General features: G+C 63.8%; 23 protein-coding genes and 1 tRNA gene. 15 read left to right on the top strand and 9 right to left on the bottom strand.

The genetic code is table 11. The features are described 5' to 3' along the window. Positions 1-90 precede the first annotated feature (90 nt). From AA309_RS05365 to AA309_RS05355, 3 genes are all read right to left on the bottom strand, one after another. Positions 91-1,131 (bottom strand): hypothetical protein, encoded by a 1,041-nt coding sequence (locus AA309_RS05365; protein WP_160310404.1) that lies wholly within the window; start codon positions 1,129-1,131, stop codon positions 91-93. Positions 1,132-1,238: 107 nt separating this feature from the next. Further along, positions 1,239-2,903 (bottom strand): DUF6538 domain-containing protein, encoded by a 1,665-nt coding sequence (locus tag AA309_RS05360; protein WP_047188185.1) that lies wholly within the window; start codon positions 2,901-2,903, stop codon positions 1,239-1,241. 86 nt (positions 2,904-2,989) lie between these two features. After that, positions 2,990-3,074: transfer RNA gene (locus tag AA309_RS05355), tRNA-Leu, on the bottom strand. A gap of 189 nt (positions 3,075-3,263) precedes the next feature. Here AA309_RS05355 and AA309_RS05350 point away from each other — a divergent pair. Beyond that, positions 3,264-4,364, top strand: coding sequence for a complex I NDUFA9 subunit family protein (locus AA309_RS05350; RefSeq protein WP_047187960.1), 1,101 nt, complete (start codon positions 3,264-3,266; stop codon positions 4,362-4,364). On the opposite strand, the gene AA309_RS05345 is transcribed toward AA309_RS05350, so the two are convergent. Then, positions 4,290-5,027, bottom strand: a complete 738-nt coding sequence (locus AA309_RS05345; protein ID WP_047187959.1) for a sulfate transporter family protein — start codon at positions 5,025-5,027, stop codon at positions 4,290-4,292. The genes AA309_RS05350 and AA309_RS05345 overlap by 75 nt on opposite strands. Before the next feature lie 114 nt (positions 5,028-5,141). Between AA309_RS05345 and AA309_RS05340 the strand changes: the two genes are divergently transcribed. Then, the gene (locus AA309_RS05340; RefSeq protein ID WP_342027929.1) at positions 5,142-6,413 is read left to right on the top strand and encodes a flavin monoamine oxidase family protein; all 1,272 of its coding nucleotides are present in this window, start codon (positions 5,142-5,144) and stop codon (positions 6,411-6,413) included. Here the strand turns inward: AA309_RS05340 and AA309_RS05335 are convergent. The 3 genes from AA309_RS05335 to AA309_RS05325 form a co-directional block, all read right to left on the bottom strand. Then, complete coding sequence (locus AA309_RS05335) at positions 6,405-6,698, bottom strand: hypothetical protein (RefSeq protein WP_047187957.1); 294 nt, start codon at positions 6,696-6,698, stop codon at positions 6,405-6,407. The genes AA309_RS05340 and AA309_RS05335 overlap by 9 nt on opposite strands. Continuing rightward, a complete protein-coding gene (locus AA309_RS05330) occupies positions 6,699-7,418 on the bottom strand; it encodes a Crp/Fnr family transcriptional regulator (RefSeq protein ID WP_047187956.1) in 720 nt (239 codons plus the stop codon). It abuts the gene before it with no gap. A 99-nt stretch (positions 7,419-7,517) separates the two neighbouring features. Next, positions 7,518-8,510 (bottom strand): 2-hydroxyacid dehydrogenase, encoded by a 993-nt coding sequence (locus AA309_RS05325; RefSeq protein WP_047187955.1) that lies wholly within the window; start codon positions 8,508-8,510, stop codon positions 7,518-7,520. A gap of 166 nt (positions 8,511-8,676) precedes the next feature. Between AA309_RS05325 and AA309_RS05320 the strand changes: the two genes are divergently transcribed. Both AA309_RS05320 and AA309_RS32865 read left to right on the top strand, forming a co-directional pair. Next, a complete protein-coding gene (locus AA309_RS05320) occupies positions 8,677-9,213 on the top strand; it encodes an SH3 domain-containing protein (protein WP_047187954.1) in 537 nt (178 codons plus the stop codon). A gap of 98 nt (positions 9,214-9,311) precedes the next feature. Next, entirely contained in the window at positions 9,312-9,458 is a 147-nt protein-coding gene (locus tag AA309_RS32865) for a DUF3096 domain-containing protein (protein WP_084730881.1), read from the top strand. Between the two features lie 3 nt (positions 9,459-9,461). On the opposite strand, the gene AA309_RS05315 is transcribed toward AA309_RS32865, so the two are convergent. Both AA309_RS05315 and irr read right to left on the bottom strand, forming a co-directional pair. Continuing rightward, entirely contained in the window at positions 9,462-10,340 is an 879-nt protein-coding gene (locus AA309_RS05315; RefSeq protein ID WP_047187953.1) for an EamA family transporter, read from the bottom strand. A gap of 157 nt (positions 10,341-10,497) precedes the next feature. After that, a complete protein-coding gene (gene irr, locus AA309_RS05310) occupies positions 10,498-10,971 on the bottom strand; it encodes a Fur family transcriptional regulator Irr (RefSeq protein WP_047187952.1) in 474 nt (157 codons plus the stop codon). A 245-nt stretch (positions 10,972-11,216) separates the two neighbouring features. On the opposite strand from irr, the gene fabA reads away from it, so the two are divergent. From fabA to AA309_RS05255, 11 genes are all read left to right on the top strand, one after another. Next, positions 11,217-11,738, top strand: coding sequence for a 3-hydroxyacyl-[acyl-carrier-protein] dehydratase FabA (gene fabA / locus AA309_RS05305; protein WP_084730911.1), 522 nt, complete (start codon positions 11,217-11,219; stop codon positions 11,736-11,738). Positions 11,739-12,052: 314 nt separating this feature from the next. After that, positions 12,053-13,276: a beta-ketoacyl-ACP synthase I gene (fabB, locus tag AA309_RS05300; RefSeq protein WP_047187950.1), complete on the top strand. Its 1,224-nt coding sequence runs from the start codon at positions 12,053-12,055 to the stop codon at positions 13,274-13,276. A gap of 155 nt (positions 13,277-13,431) precedes the next feature. Then, complete coding sequence (gene fabI / locus AA309_RS05295) at positions 13,432-14,262, top strand: enoyl-ACP reductase FabI (protein ID WP_047188184.1); 831 nt, start codon at positions 13,432-13,434, stop codon at positions 14,260-14,262. A 226-nt stretch (positions 14,263-14,488) separates the two neighbouring features. Continuing rightward, the gene (locus AA309_RS05290; RefSeq protein WP_047187949.1) at positions 14,489-15,130 is read left to right on the top strand and encodes a thioredoxin domain-containing protein; all 642 of its coding nucleotides are present in this window, start codon (positions 14,489-14,491) and stop codon (positions 15,128-15,130) included. 132 nt (positions 15,131-15,262) lie between these two features. Beyond that, positions 15,263-16,777: a murein biosynthesis integral membrane protein MurJ gene (gene murJ, locus AA309_RS05285; RefSeq protein ID WP_047187948.1), complete on the top strand. Its 1,515-nt coding sequence runs from the start codon at positions 15,263-15,265 to the stop codon at positions 16,775-16,777. 196 nt (positions 16,778-16,973) lie between these two features. Further along, positions 16,974-18,014 carry a tryptophan--tRNA ligase gene (trpS, locus tag AA309_RS05280; protein ID WP_047187947.1) on the top strand — a complete coding sequence of 347 codons (1,041 nt, stop codon included), beginning with the start codon at positions 16,974-16,976 and terminating at the stop codon, positions 18,012-18,014. Positions 18,015-18,188: 174 nt separating this feature from the next. Beyond that, a complete protein-coding gene (locus AA309_RS05275) occupies positions 18,189-18,638 on the top strand; it encodes a universal stress protein (protein WP_047188183.1) in 450 nt (149 codons plus the stop codon). 322 nt (positions 18,639-18,960) lie between these two features. Beyond that, entirely contained in the window at positions 18,961-19,521 is a 561-nt protein-coding gene (locus AA309_RS05270) for a NifU family protein (RefSeq protein ID WP_047187946.1), read from the top strand. Between the two features lie 71 nt (positions 19,522-19,592). Beyond that, positions 19,593-20,183 (top strand): malonic semialdehyde reductase, encoded by a 591-nt coding sequence (locus AA309_RS05265; protein WP_047187945.1) that lies wholly within the window; start codon positions 19,593-19,595, stop codon positions 20,181-20,183. A 292-nt stretch (positions 20,184-20,475) separates the two neighbouring features. Further along, complete coding sequence (tsaB, locus tag AA309_RS05260; RefSeq protein WP_047188182.1) at positions 20,476-21,159, top strand: tRNA (adenosine(37)-N6)-threonylcarbamoyltransferase complex dimerization subunit type 1 TsaB; 684 nt, start codon at positions 20,476-20,478, stop codon at positions 21,157-21,159. Continuing rightward, complete coding sequence (locus AA309_RS05255) at positions 21,156-21,641, top strand: GNAT family N-acetyltransferase (RefSeq protein ID WP_047187944.1); 486 nt, start codon at positions 21,156-21,158, stop codon at positions 21,639-21,641. Before tsaB ends, AA309_RS05255 begins: the two co-directional genes overlap by 4 nt. Positions 21,642-21,737 lie beyond the last annotated feature (96 nt).

The raw sequence follows: 21,737 nt of genomic DNA, 5'->3' as shown, positions 1-21,737 counted from the left end.
GGCTGAGGCAAGTGCGGTAAGCTTGCGGGAGGTGAAACCTACCAATAGTCGTTTCGAGGCCAGAGCGTAGTCTCGGTCCATTGGGGTGTGCTACTCCCGCGATGGAACATGGATTCGGTGCGCCACGGCTATGATCCTCGTCCACCCGTCAGGCCCTTTGCGCCTTTTCACGGTGATCCTCGCCCGGTCTTCTTTGCTCATGTTGAGCACCTCGGCCAACCCGTCGTCATCCATCTCAACTTCAAGGATTGCGGGCGGCGGCTCATCGGGGATGCTCAGGGCCCGTTCACACAGTTCGGTGAGTATCCGGCACTTATGGCGGGCGATCTGAACACGCTCCTTGGCGTCCTGATTCATTCCGGAGGCGGCTTGACCCGCATCGCTGACATGCTGACTCACGTGTTTCAGCAGGTCTATGGCACGCTCTACGATTTCGGCCATCGTGTCCGTGCCAGCGAGTGTACAGGCGATATTGAGCGGACCACTGGCTCGGAGCCTGACCTGCGCGGGGCTGGCTTCGCAGTCCTGTTGCGATGCTTCGTCAATAGCTGCACTCTCTGATCGTGCTTCCGCATCGGCTCGCTTCCTTGACCATGCATCGGGTCCTTCGCCCTTCTGGCGCGCGAGCTCTTCCACCTGGTCGGGCGGAATCTTCGCGGCCATTAGATAGCGAATGGCGTGAGCGTCGCGGTTGTAGAGGCGCCGATATCGACTGCGGTTTTCAGGTGTGTCGTCGCCGTACGTGAACATCAGCTCGACCAGCAGGTCGGCGAAGTGAGTTTGTTTTGTGACCTTTTTTCTTCTCGCAGCAAGGAGCCCGACAAGCGCCTTGCGGTATCCGTCATCCTGTGCCGCTTTGGCGTACATGGTATAGGTCAGAGCGAGGTGCTTCACGTGCTGGTCCCGTGACATCTTCTGAAGGTTTTGCACCTCCCGCCGGAGCCACGTCGCGGGATCCTCCCTCATCAGTTCGAGATCACGCGCGTCTTGAGGGTAGCGTTCCAGAAAAGCGTCGGCACCCTCGGCGACCTTTTCCGTCACACGGGGAAGGGTGCCGACCAGGTCGGCAATCCCTGCTTTCGGAGCGCTGCGACGGGTTCGCGAACCTGTTGGTCGTGGAGGCTTTGGCATCTGATACTCGCAATCAATGTCTGTTGCACAGACATTACTGTAGCCGAACTGCGATCCTGCGGCAACAGCGAGGTGGCTGGACTGGCTTGTAGCGAAGGTGGTTCGGGCTACGTCTCGTTCAGATCGTACGACGAGAGCTGGCTGATCGCCGCCGCTATGGTCTTCAGGGTCACGTCCCCGTAGCTGTCCGCGACCGACCGAGGAGCCTGGCCCTGGATGGCGTCGAGAATGCGCGGTGGAATACCTGCTTCCATGCCGACCGTCTTGAACCGGTGCCGCCATCCGTGGTTCGGCGCGACGTTCGGGTCGGGGACCACGGCCCGCGCGAATTCGGCCAGCCGGTTCTTCAGGCCCTGCAGCGGCCCCAACACCTCGCCTCCCTTCCCCGGAGTCAGGAACAGCGGTCCGTGCGAGGATTGCTCGACAAAGGCGGGAAACCCAAGGTCGATCAGCTGCGGGTGCAGCGCCACCTCGCGAGCCTCGTTCGTTTTCACGGTGCCGGCCTCGGGCGTGATGCGAATGACCCAGTGGCCATCCCGCTGCGTGACGTCCACCTTCCGCAGCTGCGCCACCTCGCCGACCCGAGCTCCCGTGAAGGCGCACAGCCAGGGCACCCAGCGCTTCGCGGCAGCCGTCTTCGGATTTTCCTGCCCCGACCGATGGTCGAGCGCCGCCTTGAGGATCGCCTTGGCCTCCGCATCGGTGAATCCTTTGGAGCGCATCCTCGGTGGCTTGCTGACCCGGATCGTGATGCCTGCGGCTGGATTGCTGGTCAGCTTGAGGTTCACGACGGCCCAGCTGAACACGGCCTTCAGGGCTGACAGGTCGCTGTCCTTCACAGTCTTGGCTGAAGGGATCCTCCCCGTTCGACGCGAGGGGGTCGTCAGCCTGTGATCCTTGAACCGGACCACATCGTTTCTCGTCACCCGTGTCGCATCGTCGTGGCCGAGAAAGGCGATGAGAGAAGAGAACGTGTGGCGGTAGCTCTCGTAGGTGCTCGGCTTCAGGCCGGCGGCCTGAGCCTCTTGCCACCAGCCCTGGACCAGACCGGACAAGGATGCGTCTTCATTGGCGGGCTTTCCTCGCCGCTCCGCAGGCTCGACCGGCAGAGGACTATTCCGCAGCGGGTCCGGCGTTTGAACACGTTGAACGGCGAGGCTCGCGGATCGCTCGACCGAGCCTGCCGGAGCTTCCCCTGACGCGAAGATGCCCTGTGCCTCGCGCTGAAGGACGAGGCTGGCGCGCTGCAGGGCAGCCGCAATGGCTTTCGCCAGCGTAACCCGGTTGTCCTCGTCAAGGCCGAGGCCGTGCAGCGCCAGTCCGATCTCGGCCTGCTCGAAGCAGTACTTCCGCATCGACCGGAGCAAGATGTTCTCGAGCGGCACCTCACCGGGGCTGCCTGGCCCCGGATCACGCTCGGGAAGAGGCGAAGCCGTCCAGAGCTTGGGGTACAGCTCGGGATGCCACAGGACCTGATTGCTCGGGTGATCGCGATGGGCTTCGAGCCAGTTCTCGAACACCGTCTCGGCCAATCCATGGGCCTCGCGTTCGGTGAGGGGGCGCGGACCGGCCCGCAGGTTCGTCCATTGCGCCTCGATTTCGGCGAGCGCCTGCATGTGGCGTCGTTTCGCCTCCGCCGGATCGCGGGTGTCCAGGCTGCGGGTGACCTCCCTGCGGCCGAGCACCGGGACAAGGTCAGCGGGAACGCGCTTCCTGAGCCAGAAGATGCCGGTCCGGGGGTGCTTGAAAGGTCGGGTCATGGGAAGGGTCATGTGGATCACCCGTGTGTAGCACTCGGGCGACGCTAAGACCATGATCCTGCTGATTTTCTTGCTGCATCAACCCCTTAGAGAAGGGTTGGTGCCCAGGAGAGGACTCGAACCTCCACGGCTTGCACCACTGGTACCTGAAACCAGCGCGTCTACCAATTCCGCCACCTGGGCATGCCTGTTCGGCGAGGGTTCGTTTAAGGTGCTTGGAGCTTCGCGTCAATCACTGAAAATGCGGTTCGTGCGCTTTCTTGGTGCGACGCCCCTTCACAGGGGGGCGGCGTTTGACTAGAGACATTCCAAATTCACCCCCAAGCTCCCCTTGCAAGTCCTTTGCAAGTCTTGGCGGACAGGAGGCTTTTCATGATCGGTGCGCTTCGCACGCCTGAGCAGCAAATTGTCACGGTCTTCGGCGGATCGGGCTTTCTCGGCCGCTATGTGGTGAGCCTTCTGGCCAAGCGCGGCTACCGCGTGCTCGTGGCCACCCGCCAGCCGAACCGGGCGAGCTTCTTCCCCATGGGCAAAGTGGGGCAGGTCCACGCGATCCAGGCCAATGTGCGCTATCCCGACTCGATCGCCCATGCGGTGGCGCGAGCCGACCATGTCATCAATCTCGTCGGCATCCTGCAGGAAGGCGGCCGCCAGCGCTTCGACACGCTTCAGGCGCAAGCCCCTGCCCTGATCGCGGAGGCCGCCAGGAGGGCCGTATCCTTCATCCATGTCTCGGCCATCGGCGCCGATGCCAATTCCGAATCGGCCTATGCCCGCTCCAAGGCCGCCGGGGAGGAGAACCTTCTGAAGGTCCGGCCGGATGCGGTGATCCTGCGTCCCTCCGTCATGTTCGGGCCGGGCGACAATTCCTTCAACCGTTTCGCGTCGCTCGCCCGCATGCTGCCGGTGCTGCCGCTGCCGGGCTGCGACACCCGCTTCCAACCGGTCTATGTGGGCGACGTCGCCGAGGCCATCGCGCGTGCGGTCGACGGCGCGGTGAGGCCGGGCACCTATGAGCTCGGCGGCCCCGAGATCCGCACCATGCGCCAGATGATGGAGTTCGTCTGCGAGGTCATCGAGCGCAAGCGCGTGATCGTGCCCGTGCCGAACGCGGTGACCCGCTTCCAGGGCACGGTCATGGGCGGGCTCGACAAGCTCACTCTCGGCCTGCTGCCGCGCGAGATCGTCACGACCCGCGACCAGGCGATCCTGCTCGAGAAGGACAACGTGGTGTCGGAAGCCGCCATCGCTGAAGGCCGCACCCTCCAGGGCCTGGGCATCACGCCCACCACCATCGAGGCCATCGTGCCGTCCTATCTCATCCGCTTCCGCAAGACCGGCCAGTTCGACCTCAAGCGCAACGCTGCGCCCACGACGCCGGACCTTTTGGCTGCGAAGTCAGGAGGCGCGACGTCCGACTTCCACCCGGAGCGGGCTTCCGGCCCGGCCGTCGGCCAGCCGTCGAGCCATTAAGCCCTTGTGCAGGTGAACCATCATCGCCGCTCCAAAGATCGGGGTGACGAGGTTCAGGATCGGCACGAGAACGAGACCCGCCAGAACCGCGCCCGCCGCGAGCACCGTCCCCCGATGCTCGTAGCGCAGGAGCTTGACCTCTTCAGGACTCCAGAAACGGCCTGCCGCCAGCTCGAAATATTCGCGGCTGAGCAGATAGGCGTTGGCGATGAAGAACACGCCGATATTGATGCCCGGCACGAAGAGCAGGAGCAGGGCGACGAGGTTCACCGCCAGCGACAGAGCACCGAAGCGCAGGCCATAGAGAATGGCCTTTCCGAAGGGCAGAGCCTGGCCCGGCAGATCGGCGGGATAGTGTTTGCGCTCGACGATTTCGGCCACATCGTCGAGGAAGTAACCCGCCACGATCGCCGAGACGGCGGGGAGCAGATAGAACAGCCCGAGGAAAAGGCCGAAGCCTGCGAGAAAGAATGCGAAGCTGTCGAGGATCGGATAGCTCGCACTTAGGTCGTGAGTCGAAAGAAAGGTGTCGAGCAGGCGCGTCAGGACAACCCATACCAGCGCCAGCAGCGCGATGGTCAGGCCGATGGACTTCCATAAGATGCGCCGAAGCGCCGGCGAGAAAACATCGCGGGCTGCGGCAATGACCGTCTGGATCAGCATGTCTCGTCTTTCATTGAGGCAGTTCTTTCTTAGAGGCTGTGGCGCCTCGTCAGCGGCAGGCGTGGCCTTTACTTATGAACGAACCTCTCGAATCGCGAGGGGATGAGGGAATCCGTGCCGCTCGACAGCTCTTCTGCCATCATCCTTTCTCAGGAACCCGACGTTGTGATCGTCGGCGCGGGCAGCGCCGGCATCGGCGCAGCGCGGCGGCTTCTCGCCTCCGGCCTTACTGTTACCGTGCTGGAAGCGCGCAACCGCATCGGCGGGCGCACCGTCACACGATCCTTCAAAGGGCACCCGGTGGATCTTGGTGCCCATTGGCTTCATGCCGGTCCCATCAATCCCCTGGTGAAGCTCGGGTTCGAGCGGGGCGAGCCCTTACGCCGCGCACCGACGGAGGGGCACTTTTATGTGCGCGGCAAGCCGGGAAGCCGCGCGCAATCGGTCGCTCTCGACCGGGCCTTTGCCATGGCCGACCGGGCGATGACGCAAGCCGCAAAGGCGAGGGAGGACCAGCCCGCCGCCAAGTCCCTGCCGCCGGGCATGGGGCCACTGGGGCATCGAGTGTCCGACATTCACGGCCTTGTCTCAGGCCGGCCGCTCGATGAGGTGAGCCTGCACGACTTTCCAAGCATGGAATACGCGGACAACCTGTTTATCGCGGGCGGGCTCGGGGATTACGTGGGGCGGCTCGGGAAGGACCTGCCGATCCGCCTCAATGCCGCTGTTCACGCCATCGACTGGTCGGGACAGGGCGTGCAGGTCGATAGCTCCGTCGGCACGCTTCGGGCGAAGGCTGCCATCGTCACCACACCAATGACCGTGCTTCAAGCGGATGCGATCCGCTTCGCGCCCGCCTTGCCGGACGAGGTGCGAGAGGCGATTCACGGCTTTACCCGAGGTGTGTATGAGCACGTGATTCTGCATTGGCCGGATGCTCCTTTCAAAGGCCCCGACCGGCTCGCGACGCTCATTGGCACGCACCGTTCGCCGCCCGGCCTTCTCACGCGCATCGACAACACGCCCTTCCATTTCTTCGAGCTCGACCAGCCCCATGCGATGCACTTCGACCGGCGCGACGTCCACGCGCCGGCGCGGTTCGCACGGGAGATTCTGACCGAGCATTTCGGGCATCGGGCTCTGCGAAACTTAAGCGTCATGCATGCCACGACGTGGCGCAACGATCCCTGGTCGCGGGCCTCCTGGGCCGTGATCCCGCCGGGGCTTGCCCCCATTCGCGATAGCCTCAAGGCCCCTGTGGCTGGGCGGATCTGGTTTGCGGGCGAGGCGCTCTCGCGCACCCAATGGGGCACGGCCGGGGGAGCCTGGGAAGAAGGCGAACGGGCAGCTGGTGAAATCGCCGAGCGCCTCAAAGCCTCACGATGAGGCCAGTCCCGATTTCAGCCGCTCGCGCACCCAGGCGATGGCTTCTTCCAGGGTCGGAAAGACCGATGGCTGGTGGGTCATGAGAATGCCGCAGGGGCCAAAGCCCGCTTCCAGGAACCAGCCGCCCCTTCCGCTTCGTCCGCCGGCATTCTCTTCCGCCGAGATCTTGGCGAAGACCGCCACGAGATCGCTGCCGGAAAAGACGAGACGTCCCTCGTGGCTGCCGCCATCGCTCATGACGGAGACGGGCTGAAGGCTGATGTTTGGCGTCGACTGCCCCGGCATCTATCGGTGCTCGTGCTGGAGATTGAGATAAGTCGGGGTGAACTCGCCCACTTTTTCCAAGCGCTCCCAATCGAGGATCGTCAGGGCATCGCCCTGCCACCGGATCAGACCTTCTTTCCGCAGTTCCTGCAGCACGCGATTCACATGCACTGTCGAAAGCCCGAGGGTATCGCCGAGTTCGGCTTGCGTGAGCGGCAAATGGATCGTGGCGCCATCGGTCCGGCCGACCGTTTCCAGGCGCAGGAAAAGCTCGCAGATGAAATGCGCCATATGGGCGGTGGCCGAGAGGCGCCCCATGGCGGTGAGCCATTCGCGATGGATCGCACCATCGATGAGCGTGTTGAGCCACAGCAGACGCGTGAGATGCGGATGATCGGCAGTGATCTTCTCGAGCGCCGCATGCGGCACCACGGCAACGCGGCAGGGCGTGAGCGCCAGCACGCCGTGATCCATGGTCTTCAAGAGAAAGCTATGAAGATCGACGAAGTCGCCGGCGACATGGATCGCCGTGATCTGCCGGCGACCATTGGAAAAGATCTTGTAGCGTGCAGCAAATCCGTCGAGGAGCAGGCTGCTTTCGGAAGGCGTTTCGCCCTCGTGCACGATATCCTCATCGGCCTCGACCACCCGAACGCGCGAGATCGCGCTTTCGAGAACCCGCTTCTCGTCATCCGAGAGCCGGTCGCGCTGTTCGAGCTTGAGAACGAGGGGGTTGGGCATGAAGGCTTTTCATCGAGGAATGAAAAACCCTTCTGGCCGCTCCACGCCCAAGCCCGCACTCACATATGTTATATGACAGAGGGTTCTCCCCTTCGCGCATCACACCATGCTCGGCAGCACACGATCCGGCGGCCTGTGGCCGTCGATGAAGGCCTTGATGTTGACGATCACCTTCTCGCCCATGGCGATGCGGCCCTCGTGCGTGGCCGAGCCCATATGCGGCAGGAGCACCACCTTGCCTTGCTTGGCGAGTTTCACGAGGCGCGGATTGACCGCGGGCTCCTCCTCGAACACGTCGAGGCCCGCACCCGCGATGGCGCCGGATTCGATGAGCTTGGTGAGCGCCGCTTCGTCGATGATCTCGCCGCGCGCCGTGTTCACGAGGATCGCGTCGGGCTTCATGAGCTTCAGGCGCCGCGCCGAGAGCAGGTGATAGGTGGCGGGCGTGTGCGGACAGTTCACGGACACGATGTCCATGCGCGCCAGCATCTGATCGAGGGATTCCCAATAGGTCGCCTCAAGCTCCGCCTCGACCTTCGGCGGAACATGGCGGCGATTGTGATAGTGGATCGACAGGCCGAAAGCCCTGGCGCGGCGGGCGAGCGCCTGGCCGATGCGGCCCATGCCGACGATGCCGAGCCGCTTGCCGGTAATGCGGCGCCCCAGCATCCAGGTGGGCGACCAGCCGACCCAATCTCCCTCCGGGATCACCTTGGCACCTTCCGTGATGCGGCGGGCGACGGCGAGGATCAGCGCCATGGTCATGTCCGCCGTGTCCTCGGTCAGCACGCCCGGCGTGTTGGTGACCGTGATGCCCTTCGCGACGGCCGCCGCCACGTCGATATTGTCGACGCCGTTGCCGAAATTCGCGATGAGCCTGAGATTCGGGCCTGCCTGTTCGAGCAGCGCGGCATCGATCTCATCCGTGATGGTGGGCACGAGAACATCCGCCGTGCGAACCGCCTCCGTCAGCTCCTCGCGGGAGAGAGGCTTGTCCTCGAGGTTGAGACGGGTATCGAACAATTCGCGCAGGCGCGTTTCGATCACGTCGGGCAGACGGCGGGTAACGACGACGACAGGTCTCTTTTTCATCGGCTTTAAGCGATCCCCCGCATGAAAACGGCTGGGTCGAGGTGAGGTTTTCACGCTCCCTTAACCCTGTCTCGGCAACTAATGGCGACGAGCCGCCGCGTGGCGGCGGTGGCCAAGCTTCTCTATCAGAGGCTTGAGCAGACACAAAGTCGCCGAGAGGGGTTCCATGCGCAAGATCGTCGTCGCCATTGCCGCCTTTATGGTCAGCGCAGTGCCGGCTCTGGCGCAGCAGCAGCCCCCCGGAGGGCGCCTCGGCACCGGCCTGCCGGTTCCCCGCTACGTGAGCCTCAAGACCGACCGCGTGAACCTGCGCGAAGGCCCCTCCAAGGACCACAGGACCGCCTGGGTGTTCCAGCGTGCGGGCCTGCCTGTCGAGATCATTGCCGAATACGAAACCTGGCGGCGCATTCGCGATTCGGAAGGCACGGAAGGCTGGGTGCTGCACTCCCTCCTGTCAGGCCGGCGCACGGCCCTCGTGATGCCCTGGGCCAAGAAGGGTGAGCCGCCGATCAGCCTGCTCGACCGGGCGGATGAAAAAGCGGGCGTCATCGCCCAGATGCAGCCGGGCGTGATCACCAACGTGAAGGCCTGCGACGGCAAATGGTGCCGTGTCATGATCGCGATCGACGGTGCGCGCGATCTCGACGGCTATGTGCAACAGGAAAAGCTCTGGGGCGTCTATCCCAACGAACAGATCGAATAAGGACCCGGGATCACCGCGGGATTTGAAGCTTTCCGATTTATCAAGGAATGGCCACGTAGGTAACGAGGTATCATCCGTTGTTTTCCGGGTTCGATTCCATGTCCATCAATCTGAGCTTCAAGCTCCTTCCGATCCTCGCCCTGATCCTGGGCATCGCCTCCATCGTAGCACCGCGCTTCCTCAGCATCTTCGTTGCGGTCTTCCTGATCGCTTACGCGCTGGTGGGTTTCGGCGTGCTGCGCTGATCTTCAAGCGGCTCTCCTGCGGTTCAGGAGCCGGACCCCGAACACATTCAGCGCCAAGCCTGCCACGATCACGGCACCGCCGAGGGCCTCGATGGGCCGCATGGCCTCGCCCAGGACGAGGGATGAGCCGAGGATGCCCGCGACCGGCACGAGAAGGGCGTAGGGCGTCACGGTCGCCGCCGGATGGCGGGAGAGCAGGTAGGCCCAGATCCCGAAGGCGAAGATTGTGGTGGGATAGGCGAGATAGGCGACCGCGCCCCAAGTGCCGGCATCCATGCTCATCAGCGCCGAGACGACCCTGTCCGGACCATCGAGCAGAAGGGAAAGGCCCAGCAGCGGCAGGGGCGCGACGAGGCTCGTCCAGACGATGTAGCCCAGCATGTCGACCCGGCCAGCGCGCTTGGAGACGATGTTGGCCACGCCCCAGGAGGCGGCGGCGGCCACGGTCATGAGGAACGGCACCGCGCCACTCCCGGAAAGCCGCGGGACGGCGATGATCACGAGGCCCGTGAAACCGATGAGGCCGCCCACAATCTGGTGAGGACCGGGCCGCTCGGCCATGAAAAGGGCAGCAAACAGGATCGTGAAGAATACCTGGGCCTGCATGACGAGGGAGGCGAGGCTCGCCGGCATGCCGAAGGCGATGGCGGCAAAAAGCAGGCCGAACTGGGCGACGCCGAGGAAGAATCCGTAGGCCACCACATTCCCGAAGGATGCCCTGGGTCGCGGAACGAAGAAGACGGCCGGAAGGGCGGCGAAGAAGAAGCGCAGGGCGCAAAGCAGTAGGGGTGGCATGGAGCCGACCCCGAGCTTGATGACGACGAAGCTCAAGCCCCAGATGATGGTGACCAGAACGGCGACGAGAGAGTGTGTGAGCGGCATGAGAAAAAATCCAGGCTGCCGCTTTTAGCGCATCGTGCGGAAAAGTGGACCCGATTTTTCGCTCAAACGATGCACTCATCAAAGCAGGAAGCATCGGATCCAAAAGTGCAAGTCCCCTTTTGGATCCGATGCTTTAGAACTCTGCTCGGATGATTTGTTAAGCGGACTTGCGGCGCAGGCGCACGATCACCTCGACGCCGGCGACTTCCATGCCCTCGGGCGGTTCGGGCAGGTCGGCCACGCTCACGGCGGCGGTGTCGGGCATGTCCACGAGTTCGCCCGCATCCTCCAGGAAGAAATGGTGGTGCTCGGTGGGGTTGGTGTCGAAATAGGCCTTGGAGCCGTCGACGGCGAGCTGACGGAGGAGGCCGGCTTCCGTGAACTGGTGCAGGGTATTGTAGACGGTGGCGAGAGACACCGGAACGCGGGCGCGGCTCGCCTCGTCGAAGAGCATCTCGGCCGTGATATGGCGGTCACCCTTGCCGAACAGGAGCCAGCCCAGCGAGACGCGCTGACGGGTGGGGCGCAGGCCGACGCGGCGGAGCTTGTCGCGCAGCTCGGACAGGGGGCACCCCCTCCGGTGGGCCGGAGCCGTGGTGGACTCGATATAGGCGGACAAAGGATCGGTCATCGTCGGAACTGTTTGCGGGAACGAGCGCTTCTATCATCACAATCATAGGAAAGCGAGGGGGTCGCCGCAAGGTGATCCGCGGTCGCGCTTAAGGAGTGTTCCTTAGGAGGCGGCAAAAGAATTGCTGCTCTCGTGCCCGGGTCCCTTTGATGGATGGCCAAGCCTGTGCTACCAGAGCCCGCATTGAAGGCCCCGGGCATCCTGGGGCCGCTTTTGAGACGACGATGAAAGGATCGGCACCCGGCATGGCCCGCCAGTCCAGCTTTAATTACGAAGAGCTCCTTGCCTGCGGGCGCGGAGAATTGTTCGGCCCCGGCAACGCCCAGCTGCCGCTGCCTCCCATGCTGATGTTCGACCGCATCACCTCCATCTCGGAAGAGGGCGGCGAATACGGTAAAGGCCATGTGCGCGCCGAACTCGATATCCGCCCGGACCTCTGGTTCTTCCCCTGCCACTTCGCAGGCGATCCGGTGATGCCGGGCTGCCTTGGCCTGGACGCTCTCTGGCAGCTGACCGGCTTCTTCCTGGGCTGGGGCGGCTCGCCCGGACGTGGCCGCGCGCTCGGCGTCGGCGAGGTGAAATTCTCCGATCAGGTTCTGCCCACCGTGAAGAAGGTGGTCTACGGCGTGGAACTCAAGCGCGTCTTCCGCTCGAAGCTGGTGCTCGGGATCGCCGATGGCTGGCTCGAAGCCGACGGACGCCGGATCTACGAGGCCAAGGACATGCGTGTCGGCCTGTTCCAGGCGGAGACCCCGGTCGGCGGCTAGCGCATCGTGCGGAAAAGTGGATCCGGTTTTCCGCACCAAACGATGCGCTGCTTGAGGAAGGGAGCATCGGATTGAATCCCAAAAGTGCATTCCACTTTTCTCGTCCGATGCCCTAAGGATCGGCCAAACATATCCATCATGTTGACAAAACATGATCTTTTCGAAAAACCGGCCCTGCCGCGTGCGGCGGGGTCATCGAGTTTGATGGATCGTTTCCCGATCCGCCCGCAGGCTCGCGGTTGAGATTGAGCCGATCCAGCCTTACCTGTTTGCACATGAAGGCTGGCATCCAAAATCCGATGAAGAGGTAGGCTATGAGACGCGTCGTCGTCACCGGAATGGGCATCGTTTCGTCCATCGGCAACAACACGCAGGAGGTGCTGGCCTCTTTGCGCGAAGCGAAGTCCGGCATTGCGAAGGCCGAGGATTACGAGAAATACGGCTTCCGCTGCCAAGTCCACGGCGCCCCGCAGATCGACGTGGACTCGCTCGTCGACCGCCGCGCCATGCGCTTCCACGGCCGCGGCTCGGCCTGGAATCACGTGGCCATGGACCAGGCGATTCGCGATTCAGGGCTCGAGGAGAGCGACATCTCCAACGAGCGCACCGGCATCATCATGGGCTCGGGCGGACCCTCCACCCGCACCATCATCGAGGCCGCCGACATCACCCGCGACAAGGGCCCCAAGCGCATCGGCCCGTTCGCCGTGCCCAAGGCCATGTCCTCGACCGCATCGGCGACTCTCGCGACTTGGTTCAAGATCAAGGGAGTGAACTATTCCATCTCCTCGGCCTGCGCGACCTCCAACCACTGCGTCGGCAACGCCTACGAGATGATCCAGTACGGCAAGCAGGACGTGATGTTCGCCGGCGGCTGCGAGGATCTGGACTGGTCCCTGTCCAACCTCTTCGATGCCATGGGCGCCATGTCCACCAAGTACAACGACACCCCGTCCCGCGCCTCGCGCGCCTATGACACCAACCGCGACGGCTTCGTGATCGCCGGCGGCGCGGGCGTTCTGGTGCTGGAGGAGTTGGAGCACGCCAAGGCCCGCGGTGCCAAGATCTACGGCGAGATCGTCGGCTACGGCATGACTTCCGACGGCTACGACATGGTGGCTCCGTCGGGCGAGGGCGCGGTGCGCTGCATGCGCATGGCGCTAAAGGACGTGCACAACCCGGTCGACTACATCAACCCGCACGCCACCTCGACCCCGGTCGGCGACCAGAAGGAGATCGAGGCGATTCGCGAGGTGTTCGGCTCGGGCGACAAGTGCCCGCCGATTTCGGCCACGAAGTCGCTCACCGGTCACTCGCTCGGCGCGACCGGCGTGCAGGAGGCGATCTACTCGCTCCTGATGATGCAGAACGGCTTCATCTGCGAAAGCGCCCATATCGACGAGATCGATCCGGCCTTCGCGGACATGAATATCGTCCGCAAGCGCATCGACAATGCCAAGCTCGACACGGTCCTCTCGAACTCGTTCGGCTTCGGCGGCACCAATGCCACACTCGTCTTCGGCCGCTACAACGGGTAAGACGTCATAAACCTGAGACAACGCCGTGCGATGTCCCGAATTTCCAACGGGGACCTCGCATGGACACGCTCATTGATATCAAGACCAAGGCTCACGATGCACGGTTTGCTAACGATCGGCATCGCAACATAGAGCCGACTTATAGGGGGACCCTCATGACCGGTCTGATGCAAGGAAAGCGCGGCCTCATCATGGGCGTCGCGAACGATCATTCCATCGCCTGGGGCATCGCCAAGGTTTTGGCGGAGCACGGCGCTGAACTCGCCTTCACCTATCAGGGCGAGGCGCTCGGCAAGCGCGTGACGCCGCTGGCGCAGTCGCTGGGCTCGGACCTCGTGATCCCCTGCGACGTGGAGGATCTGCCCTCCGTGGACGCCGCCTTCGATGCCATCGACAAGCGTTGGGAATCCATCGACTTCGTGGTCCACGCCATCGGCTTCTCCGACAAGTCGCAGCTGAAGGGCTCCTACACGGAAGTCACCACCCGCGAGAACTTCTCGCGCACCATGGTGATCTCCTGCTTCTCCTTCACGGAAGTGGCTCAGCGCGCCGCCAAGCGCATGAAGAACGGCGGTTCGCTGCTCACCCTCACCTATGGCGGCTCCACCCGCGTGATGCCGAACTACAACGTGATGGGTGTGGCGAAGGCGGCGCTCGAAGCGTCCATGCGCTACATCGCGTCCGATCTCGGACCCAAAGGAATCCGCTGCAACGCGATCTCGGCAGGCCCGGTCCGCACGCTGGCGGGCGCCGGCATCGGCGATGCGCGCCTCATGTTCACCTACCAGAAGGCGCATGCTCCCTTACGCCGCACGGTGACCATCGAGGAGATCGGCGGTTCGGCCCTCTATCTCCTCTCCGACCTTTCCAGCGGCGTGACCGGCGAGATCCACTTCGTGGATTCCGGCTACAACATCATCTCGATGCCGCGTCCGGAAGTGCTCAAGGCCCAGGACGCCGCCGGCGTGACGGGCGAAGAGGGTTAGCGCATCGTGCGGACCCGAAGGGCCGCGTCAGCGGAAAGTGGCCCCGGTTTTCCGCATCAACGATGCGCTCCTCTCAAGAATGAGCATCGGATCGATCCCAAAAGTGCAAATCCACTTATGGGTCCGATGCTCGAGCCTTCACAACTGCATGAGGGAGCAAAGCCTGGCCTTGCTCCCGACATGATCAAACGGCACCAGAGGCTCTCCTTCAAGAGAGCCTTGTTCCATGATCCTGTCCCGCCGCACCCTTCTGGCCGGCCTCGCCGCCTCCAGCGCCAGCGTTCCTGCCTTCACCCGATCCGCTTCAGCCCAACCCGCGCCGGAAGGGCAGTTGGTTCCGATCGAACTCGTCGAGGACACGATGGCCTTGAATGCTGCCGTGAAGCTCGGGCACCAGCATGGCGACGTGATCATGATCGAATATTTCGACTACAACTGCCCTTGGTGCAGGAAGTCGGCGGCGGACCTCCCCGCACTTCTGAAGGCGGAGCCGGATCTGACCTACGTGCTGGTGAATTTCGCCGTACTCGGCATCCCGTCCGTCACGGCCACCAAGGCAGCGCTGGCTTACTTCCAGCTCTACGGTCCTGAAGCCTACTTGGCCCTGCATCTTGCCCTGTTCAGGCTTAAAGGGGCGGTCGACGGCGAGCGGGCCCTGAAGGAAATCGAGCGTCTCGGCGGCGATCTCAAGCGCCTGGAGGAAGCGGCGAATTCCGAGCGCACCACGCAGTGGATGAAGGACGCCTTCAAGCTCGGCGACTCGCTCGGCTTTTCCGCCACACCCTCCTTCCTCGTCGGCACGGAATCCTATGTCGGCGGCATGACGCTCGCCCAGAAGCGCGAGGCGATTGCGCGGGCGAGAGGCTAAAGCGCTCTCTTCCTTCCTCATGGATCTCGGGCCTGTCCGAGATGGGTGGGGAGGGGAAAGAATGGCGTTGGCTCTCTGACATCACCATTTCTTAGACAATCTCGGCGGAAAGGTTTAAGCGCGACATGATCCATGTCGCTCATCCGCTCCTCCCTTCTGGTCGGCCTCGGCTCCATCGCCTCGCGCATTCTGGGCTTTGCCCGGGACATGCTGTTCGCGCAGGCCTTGGGCGCGGGCCCTGCGGCGGATGCATTTCTCACGGCCTTTCGCCTGCCGAACCTCGTCCGGCGCATCGTGGGCGAGGGCGGGCTCAATCCGGCCCTCGTGCCGCATCTGAGCCGGCTGAAGCCGGACGAGGCCGCCTCCGTGGCCGGCGACGTGATCAGCATTTTCGCGCTGGCGCTTCTCGGGCTCACCGCCACGGTGGAGATGGCTGCGGGCCCTGTCGCGCTTCTCCTCGCGCCGGGCCTGCACGACGACGGACAGACGCTGACGTTAGTCGCGCTTTACACGCGCCTGTCCTTTCCCATTGTCGTTGCGGTGACGCTCTCCTCGGTTGCCGCAGCCATCCTTAACATGCGCGGACGCTATGGGGCGACGGCCTTCGCGCCGCTTGCGGTGAATGTCGGATTGATCCTGGCGCTCGTGGCGCTCGAAACCGTCTTCGCGCTTCCTCTCGATGAGAAGGCCGCATGGCTTTCGGGCATTTCGAGTCTGGCAGGCTTCATCCAGCTTTTCATCGTGCTGGCGGCGCTGAGGCAGAGTGGGGAAAAACTCGTGCGTTTTCGCAAGCCGCGCTGGTCCTCAGGGCTCAAGAGGCTGCTGCTGGCGGGCTTTCCCGCGCTTGCCGCGAGCGGCGCGGTTCAGCTTTTCATTCTGGTGGGAACGCAGGTAGCCTCATTCTGGCCCTCCGGCATCTCCTGGCTCTACTACGCCGAGAGGGTGATGCAGCTGCCGCTGGGCCTGATGGCGGCGGTCGGATCGAGCGTGCTGCTTCCACGGCTCGCCAGGCACCACCATGCGGGGGAAACGACAGCCATCACCGCCGCCCAGCACCGCGCATTGGAAGTGGCGCTGCTGCTCGCTCTGCCGGCCAGCGCGGCTTTGCTGATTCTCTCCTTTCCCATCACTCATGTTCTCTTCGAGCGTGGAGCCTTTCTCTCGTCCGATACTCGGGGAACGGCAGGGGTGCTCGCGAGCTTGAGCCTCGGCCTGCCTTTCGCCACCGCCGGAAAGGTGCTGAGCCAGACTCTTTTCGCACGCGGCGCCCTGCGCATGACGATGGCCGGAACGCTTCTCGGCATCCTTGTCACGCTCGTTGGTGGCGTTCTGCTCGCGCTGCGCTGGGGACCTGTCGGGATCGCTCTCGGCATCAGCCTGGGCTGTTTCGTTCATGCCGCCGCCATGGCCTGGCAGCTTCAGCGAATCGGCTTGTGGCATCCGGATGGACGCTTCATGGGCCGCCTGACCCGCATCGCCCTTTGCACGGCTCTCATGAGCCTGGGGCTCTGGGGAGCTCAGCAGATGCTTGCACCCACGCACAGCCTGTCGCTCGCCGCCTTCTGCCTGGGCGGGCTCGCCCTTTATGCCCTCGCGGCATGGTTGATGGGCGCCGTGACCCGTGACGATCTGGCCGCGCTCCGCTAGCGCATTGTGCGGAACCGAACGATGTGTCGCTTGAAGAAAGGGAGCCTCGGACGGGAAAAGTGCAACTCCACTTTTCCCGTCCTAGGCTCTAAAGGCTTGCATCGTAGCGTGGCCCTGTCATAACCGCGCCGCAATGAAACATTGAAAACATCCGCGGGCCGGGGTCCAACCCGGTCCGGCGTGGGAGTGCAAGACGATGGCGCAGTTCAAGGAGCTGGTTTTCTCAGGCATGCAGCCGACGGGCAACCTGCATCTCGGAAACTATCTTGGCGCAATGATCCGCTGGATCGAACTCCAGAAGACGATGGAATGCATCTATTGCGTCGTCGACATGCACGCCATCACGGTCTGGCAGGACCCCGCCGACCTGAAGCGCCAGATCCGCGAGGTGACGGCCGCCTATCTTGCCGCCGGTCTCGATCCGAAGAAGAGTATCATCTTCAACCAGAGCCAGGTGCAGCAGCATGCGGAACTCGCCTGGGTGTTCAACTGCGTCGCCCGCATCGGCTGGATGAACCGCATGACGCAGTTCAAGGAGAAGGCCGGCAAGGACCGCGAGAACGCTTCGCTCGGCCTCTACGCCTATCCGAGCCTGATGGCCGCCGACATCCTGGCCTACCGCGCCACGCACGTGCCGGTCGGGGAGGACCAGAAGCAGCATGTCGAGCTGACCCGCGACATCGCCCAGAAATTCAACAACGACTACGCCGCCTCGATCGCGGCCAACGGCTATGGCGACGCCTTCTTCCCGCTCACCGAGCCCATGATTCAAGGTCCGGCGACCCGCGTCATGTCGCTGCGCGACGGCTCGAAGAAGATGTCGAAGTCGGACCCGTCCGATTATTCACGCATCAACCTGACGGACGATGCGGACACCATCGCCCAGAAGGTGCGCAAGGCGAAGACGGACCCCGAGCCCCTGCCCTCCGAGGTCGACGGCCTGAAGGGCCGCCCCGAGGCGGAGAACCTGGTTTCGATCTATGCCGCGCTCACCGGCACCACGGCGGAAGACGTGCTGCGCGAGCATGGCGGATCGCAGTTCTCCGGCTTCAAGGCCGCCCTCGTGGACGTGGCGGTGACGAAGCTCGCGCCCATCGCGGGCGAGATGCGCCGCCTCATGGCCGATCCCGGCCATATCGACGCAATCCTCGTCGACGGCTCGGATCGTGCGCGTGTGATCGCAGCGCAGACCATGGACGCGGTCAGGGACATCGTCGGCTTCGTCCGCTCGCGCTAAAGCATCGTGCTTAAAAAGTGGTTCCGGTTTTCCGGATTTCATTTCACGATGCGCTAAAAGCAAAATGCTGAATCTGCCCTATCTCCAAGGGCAGGGCAGCACCAGGCTGATGCAGGAGAGCGTTCAGTGAGCGGCCAGCGCCGATCCTACGAGACAGGCCACCGGCCCAAGTTCATGGTGGTGGTCGACAAGACGCCGGAATGCGCGAGGGCGGTCCATTTCGCCTCGCGCCGCACCGCCCGCACCGGGGCGAGCATGCTCATGCTTGCCGTGGTGGACCCGCCGGACGATTTCGAGTGGCTCGGCGTCGGCGAAGCGATGATCGAGGAAGCCAGTGAAGAGGCGGCAAAGCTCTTGGAAGCCGCCGCCCGCGAGGCGCGCAGCGCCGCAGGCGTGGAGCCGGAGCAGGTGATCCGCGTCGGCAAACGAGCCGAGGAGATCATCAAGCTGATCAACGAGGACGAGGACGTGTCCTTCCTCGTGCTCGCCGCCGGCAGCAGCAAGGAAGGTCCGGGCCCCCTGGTCACGAACCTAGCAGGCAAGGCGGCCTCCACCTTCCCGGTTCCCATCGTCATCGTGCCCGGCGGCCTGACCGACGAGGAAATCGATGCGCTGGCGGGCTGAACAAACGTCATTCCAGCACAGACCGGGCTTCCATCGCCATGACGATGCTCAAGCGTCATCCCCGTTCCCGGACTTGATCCGGGGATCCACGCCTTTGGAGCGTCACGGTTATAGACGTGGATGGCCAGGACAAGCCCGGCCATGACGGAGAGCGAGGCTGTTAACGATCCCAGGTTCTGCTCCGCAGCCCCGGGATGACGGGTTGTTCATTCTCCCCTTGGAATCCTCGCTCCCCCATTCCACATCTTGCCTGAAACCTGTTAGAACGATTCTAAGCCCACCACTCGGCCGGCCTTGAACCGGCGCCAGAGGACAAAAAGCGATGTTCATCCAGACTGAAGCCACCCCCAATCCCGCCACCTTGAAGTTCCTGCCCGGCCGCGTCGTGATGCCGGAAGGCACCTTCGAGGCGAAGACGCCCGAGCAGGGCGAGTTCTCGCCCCTGGCCCAGCGCCTCTTTGCCGTGCCGGGCGTGACAGGCGTCTTCTTTGGCTACGACTTCATCACCGTCACGAAGGCGGATGGTGAGTGGCAGCACCTGAAGCCTGCGATCCTCGGCGCGATCATGGAGCATTTCATGACCGGCGCGCCGCTCTTCTCGAACGGCTATGGCGCCGTCGAGGAGGATGGCGAGGAGTTCTTCGATCCGGCCGATGCCTCCACGGTCGAGACGATCAAGGAGCTGCTCGAAACCCGCATCCGCCCGGCGGTTGCGGGCGACGGCGGCGACATCACCTTCCGCGGCTTCAAGGACGGCGTGGTCTATCTCGTCATGAAGGGCGCCTGCTCCGGCTGCCCCTCCTCGACCGCCACGCTGCGCCACGGCATCCAGAACCTGCTGCGCCACTTCCTGCCGGATGTGCGCGAGGTCCAAGCCGTTTGATCAGTTTTTAAGAACTCTTAAATATTCAACAGCGCGGCTTTCATGCCGCGCTTTTTGTTTGGAGCCTTGCCTTGCCGCCTCTGTCCGATGCCGCCCTCGACCAGCTCTTCCGCAATGCCCGCACCCATCGCTGGTGGGAGGATCGAAAGATCCCCGAAGACATCCTGCGTGCCATCGCCGATCTCGCCAAGCTGGGCCCGACCAGCGCCAATTCCTCGCCGGGACGCTTCGTCTTCGTGGTGTCGCCGGAAGCGAAGGAAAAGCTCAAGCCCCATCTCGACGAGGGCAATGTGCGCCAGACCATGAGCGCGCCAGCCACCGTGATCGTGGCGCAGGACATGGAGTTCTACGAGAAGCTCGGCTTCCTAGCCCCGCACAGCAAGGATGCGCGCAGCTGGTTCGCGGGCAAGCCCGACGCCATCGAGCGCACCGCCTTCCAGGGTTCCTCCCTGCAGGGCGCCTACCTCATCGTGGCGGCGCGATCGTTCGGCCTCGATTGCGGTCCCATGGGCGGCTTCGACCGCGAGGGCGTGGACAGAACCTTCTTCCCGGACGGGAAAACCAAGTCCAACTTCCTCATCAATCTCGGCTACGGCCTGCCTGAAAAGCTCCATCCCCGCCAGCCGCGCTTTGGGTTCGAGGAATTCTGCCGGATCGAGTGAAGGCCACGGGTGTCATCCGGGTGCAGGCCGGGATGACGGTCGAGGCTCTGGCGCTTCGTCTCACACTCCACCTCGTCATCCCGGGCCTTGTGCCGCGGATCCACGTCTTGAACCCGCAGTGGTTCCCAAGGCGTGGATGGCCGTAAACCAAGTGCGGCCATGACGAAGAAAGTATTCGTCTCACGATCCCGGTTCGGCTCACGCCGTCCGGGATGACGGGACTGCACGAAACCGGGTTTCTCCCATCCGCTTCATGCTCTAAAGAAGCCTGACGATCAGACGGAGGCGAATGTTGCGCGTTCTTGCCATCGATACGGCGCTTGGCGCCTGCTCGGCCTGTATCTGGCAGGCGGGCGATGCCGAGCCGCTGGCGGCCGAGACCCTTTTCATGGAGCGCGGCCATGCGGAGGCCCTGCTGCCGCTCATCGAGCGCGTCGCCTCCAGAGTGGAAGGCGGCTTCGAGACTCTCGACCGGGTGGCGGTGACGGTGGGGCCTGGCAGCTATACGGGTCTGCGCGTCGGCATTTCGGCCGCCCGTGGCATCGGGCTTGCCGCCGGCATCCCGGTGGTGGGGGTTGCAACCCTCTCGGCCTTCCTCGCTCCGCTCATGGTGAAGGAACGGCGCGGGCTCTTCACCGCCGCCCTCGATGCCAAGCACGGCCACATCTACATCCAGGCGATCGCCCCGGGCGGACGCACGATCATCCAGCCGAGCCTCATGAGCTATCGCGATGCGATCCGGGTGCTGGGCTCGGGTCCTCTGGTGATCAGCGGCTCGGCTGCGGCGCTGCTGGCTGCGGAAGCGCGCGTGCAGGGCGTCGAGGCCCATGTGACCGACGTGCAGCAGGCTCCCGACATCGCCTGGGTTGCCCGTCTCGGTGCCCTCGCCGATCCGAATCAGGCTCTGCCCAAACCCCTCTATCTTCGCGATCCCGACGCCAAGCCGCAGGATGGCGCGCGTATCGCCCGCCAATGAGCTTCTTCGATCTCTTCAAGAAGCCCGGCGGCTTTCGCATCGATCCCTTGGGCAGCGATGCGGCTTCGCGCATGGCGGCGATCCATGGTGCCTCCTTCGCGCGGCCCTGGAGCACGCTGGAATTCGAGCGGCTGCTCGCCGAGCGCGGCGTGGTGGGAGACGGGCTGTTTCTCAGATCGGCCCCGAAGCCCATCGGCTTCGTGCTGTCGCGCCTCGTCCTCGACGAGGCCGAGATCCTCACCGTTGCCATCGCCCCGGAGGCGCGCGGCAAGGGCTTGTCCATTCCCCTGCTCGAGCGGCATCTGGACGAGCTCTCCCGCCGAGGCGTGCGGATGGTCCATCTGGAGGTCGAGGAGGGCAACGATCCGGCCATCGCCCTCTACCGGCGCTTCGACTTCAAGGAGACCGGGCGGCGCGAAGGCTATTACCAAAAGGCGGATGGCAGCAGGGTGGCGGCGCTCACCATGGCGCTGGGCCTATAGCCCCTCCCGGACAACTCTCGTATAAGCATCTGCAGGAAACAGGTTTCAGCCTTGTCAGCACGGACCAGCAGTACCGGAAAACTTCGTCGCCCAGGG

The organism is Microvirga vignae, assembly GCF_001017175.1.
Lineage (GTDB): Bacteria > Pseudomonadota > Alphaproteobacteria > Rhizobiales > Beijerinckiaceae > Microvirga > Microvirga vignae.
Note: the sequence above shows the minus strand (reverse complement) of the source record. Positions and strands in the feature narration are given on the sequence as shown.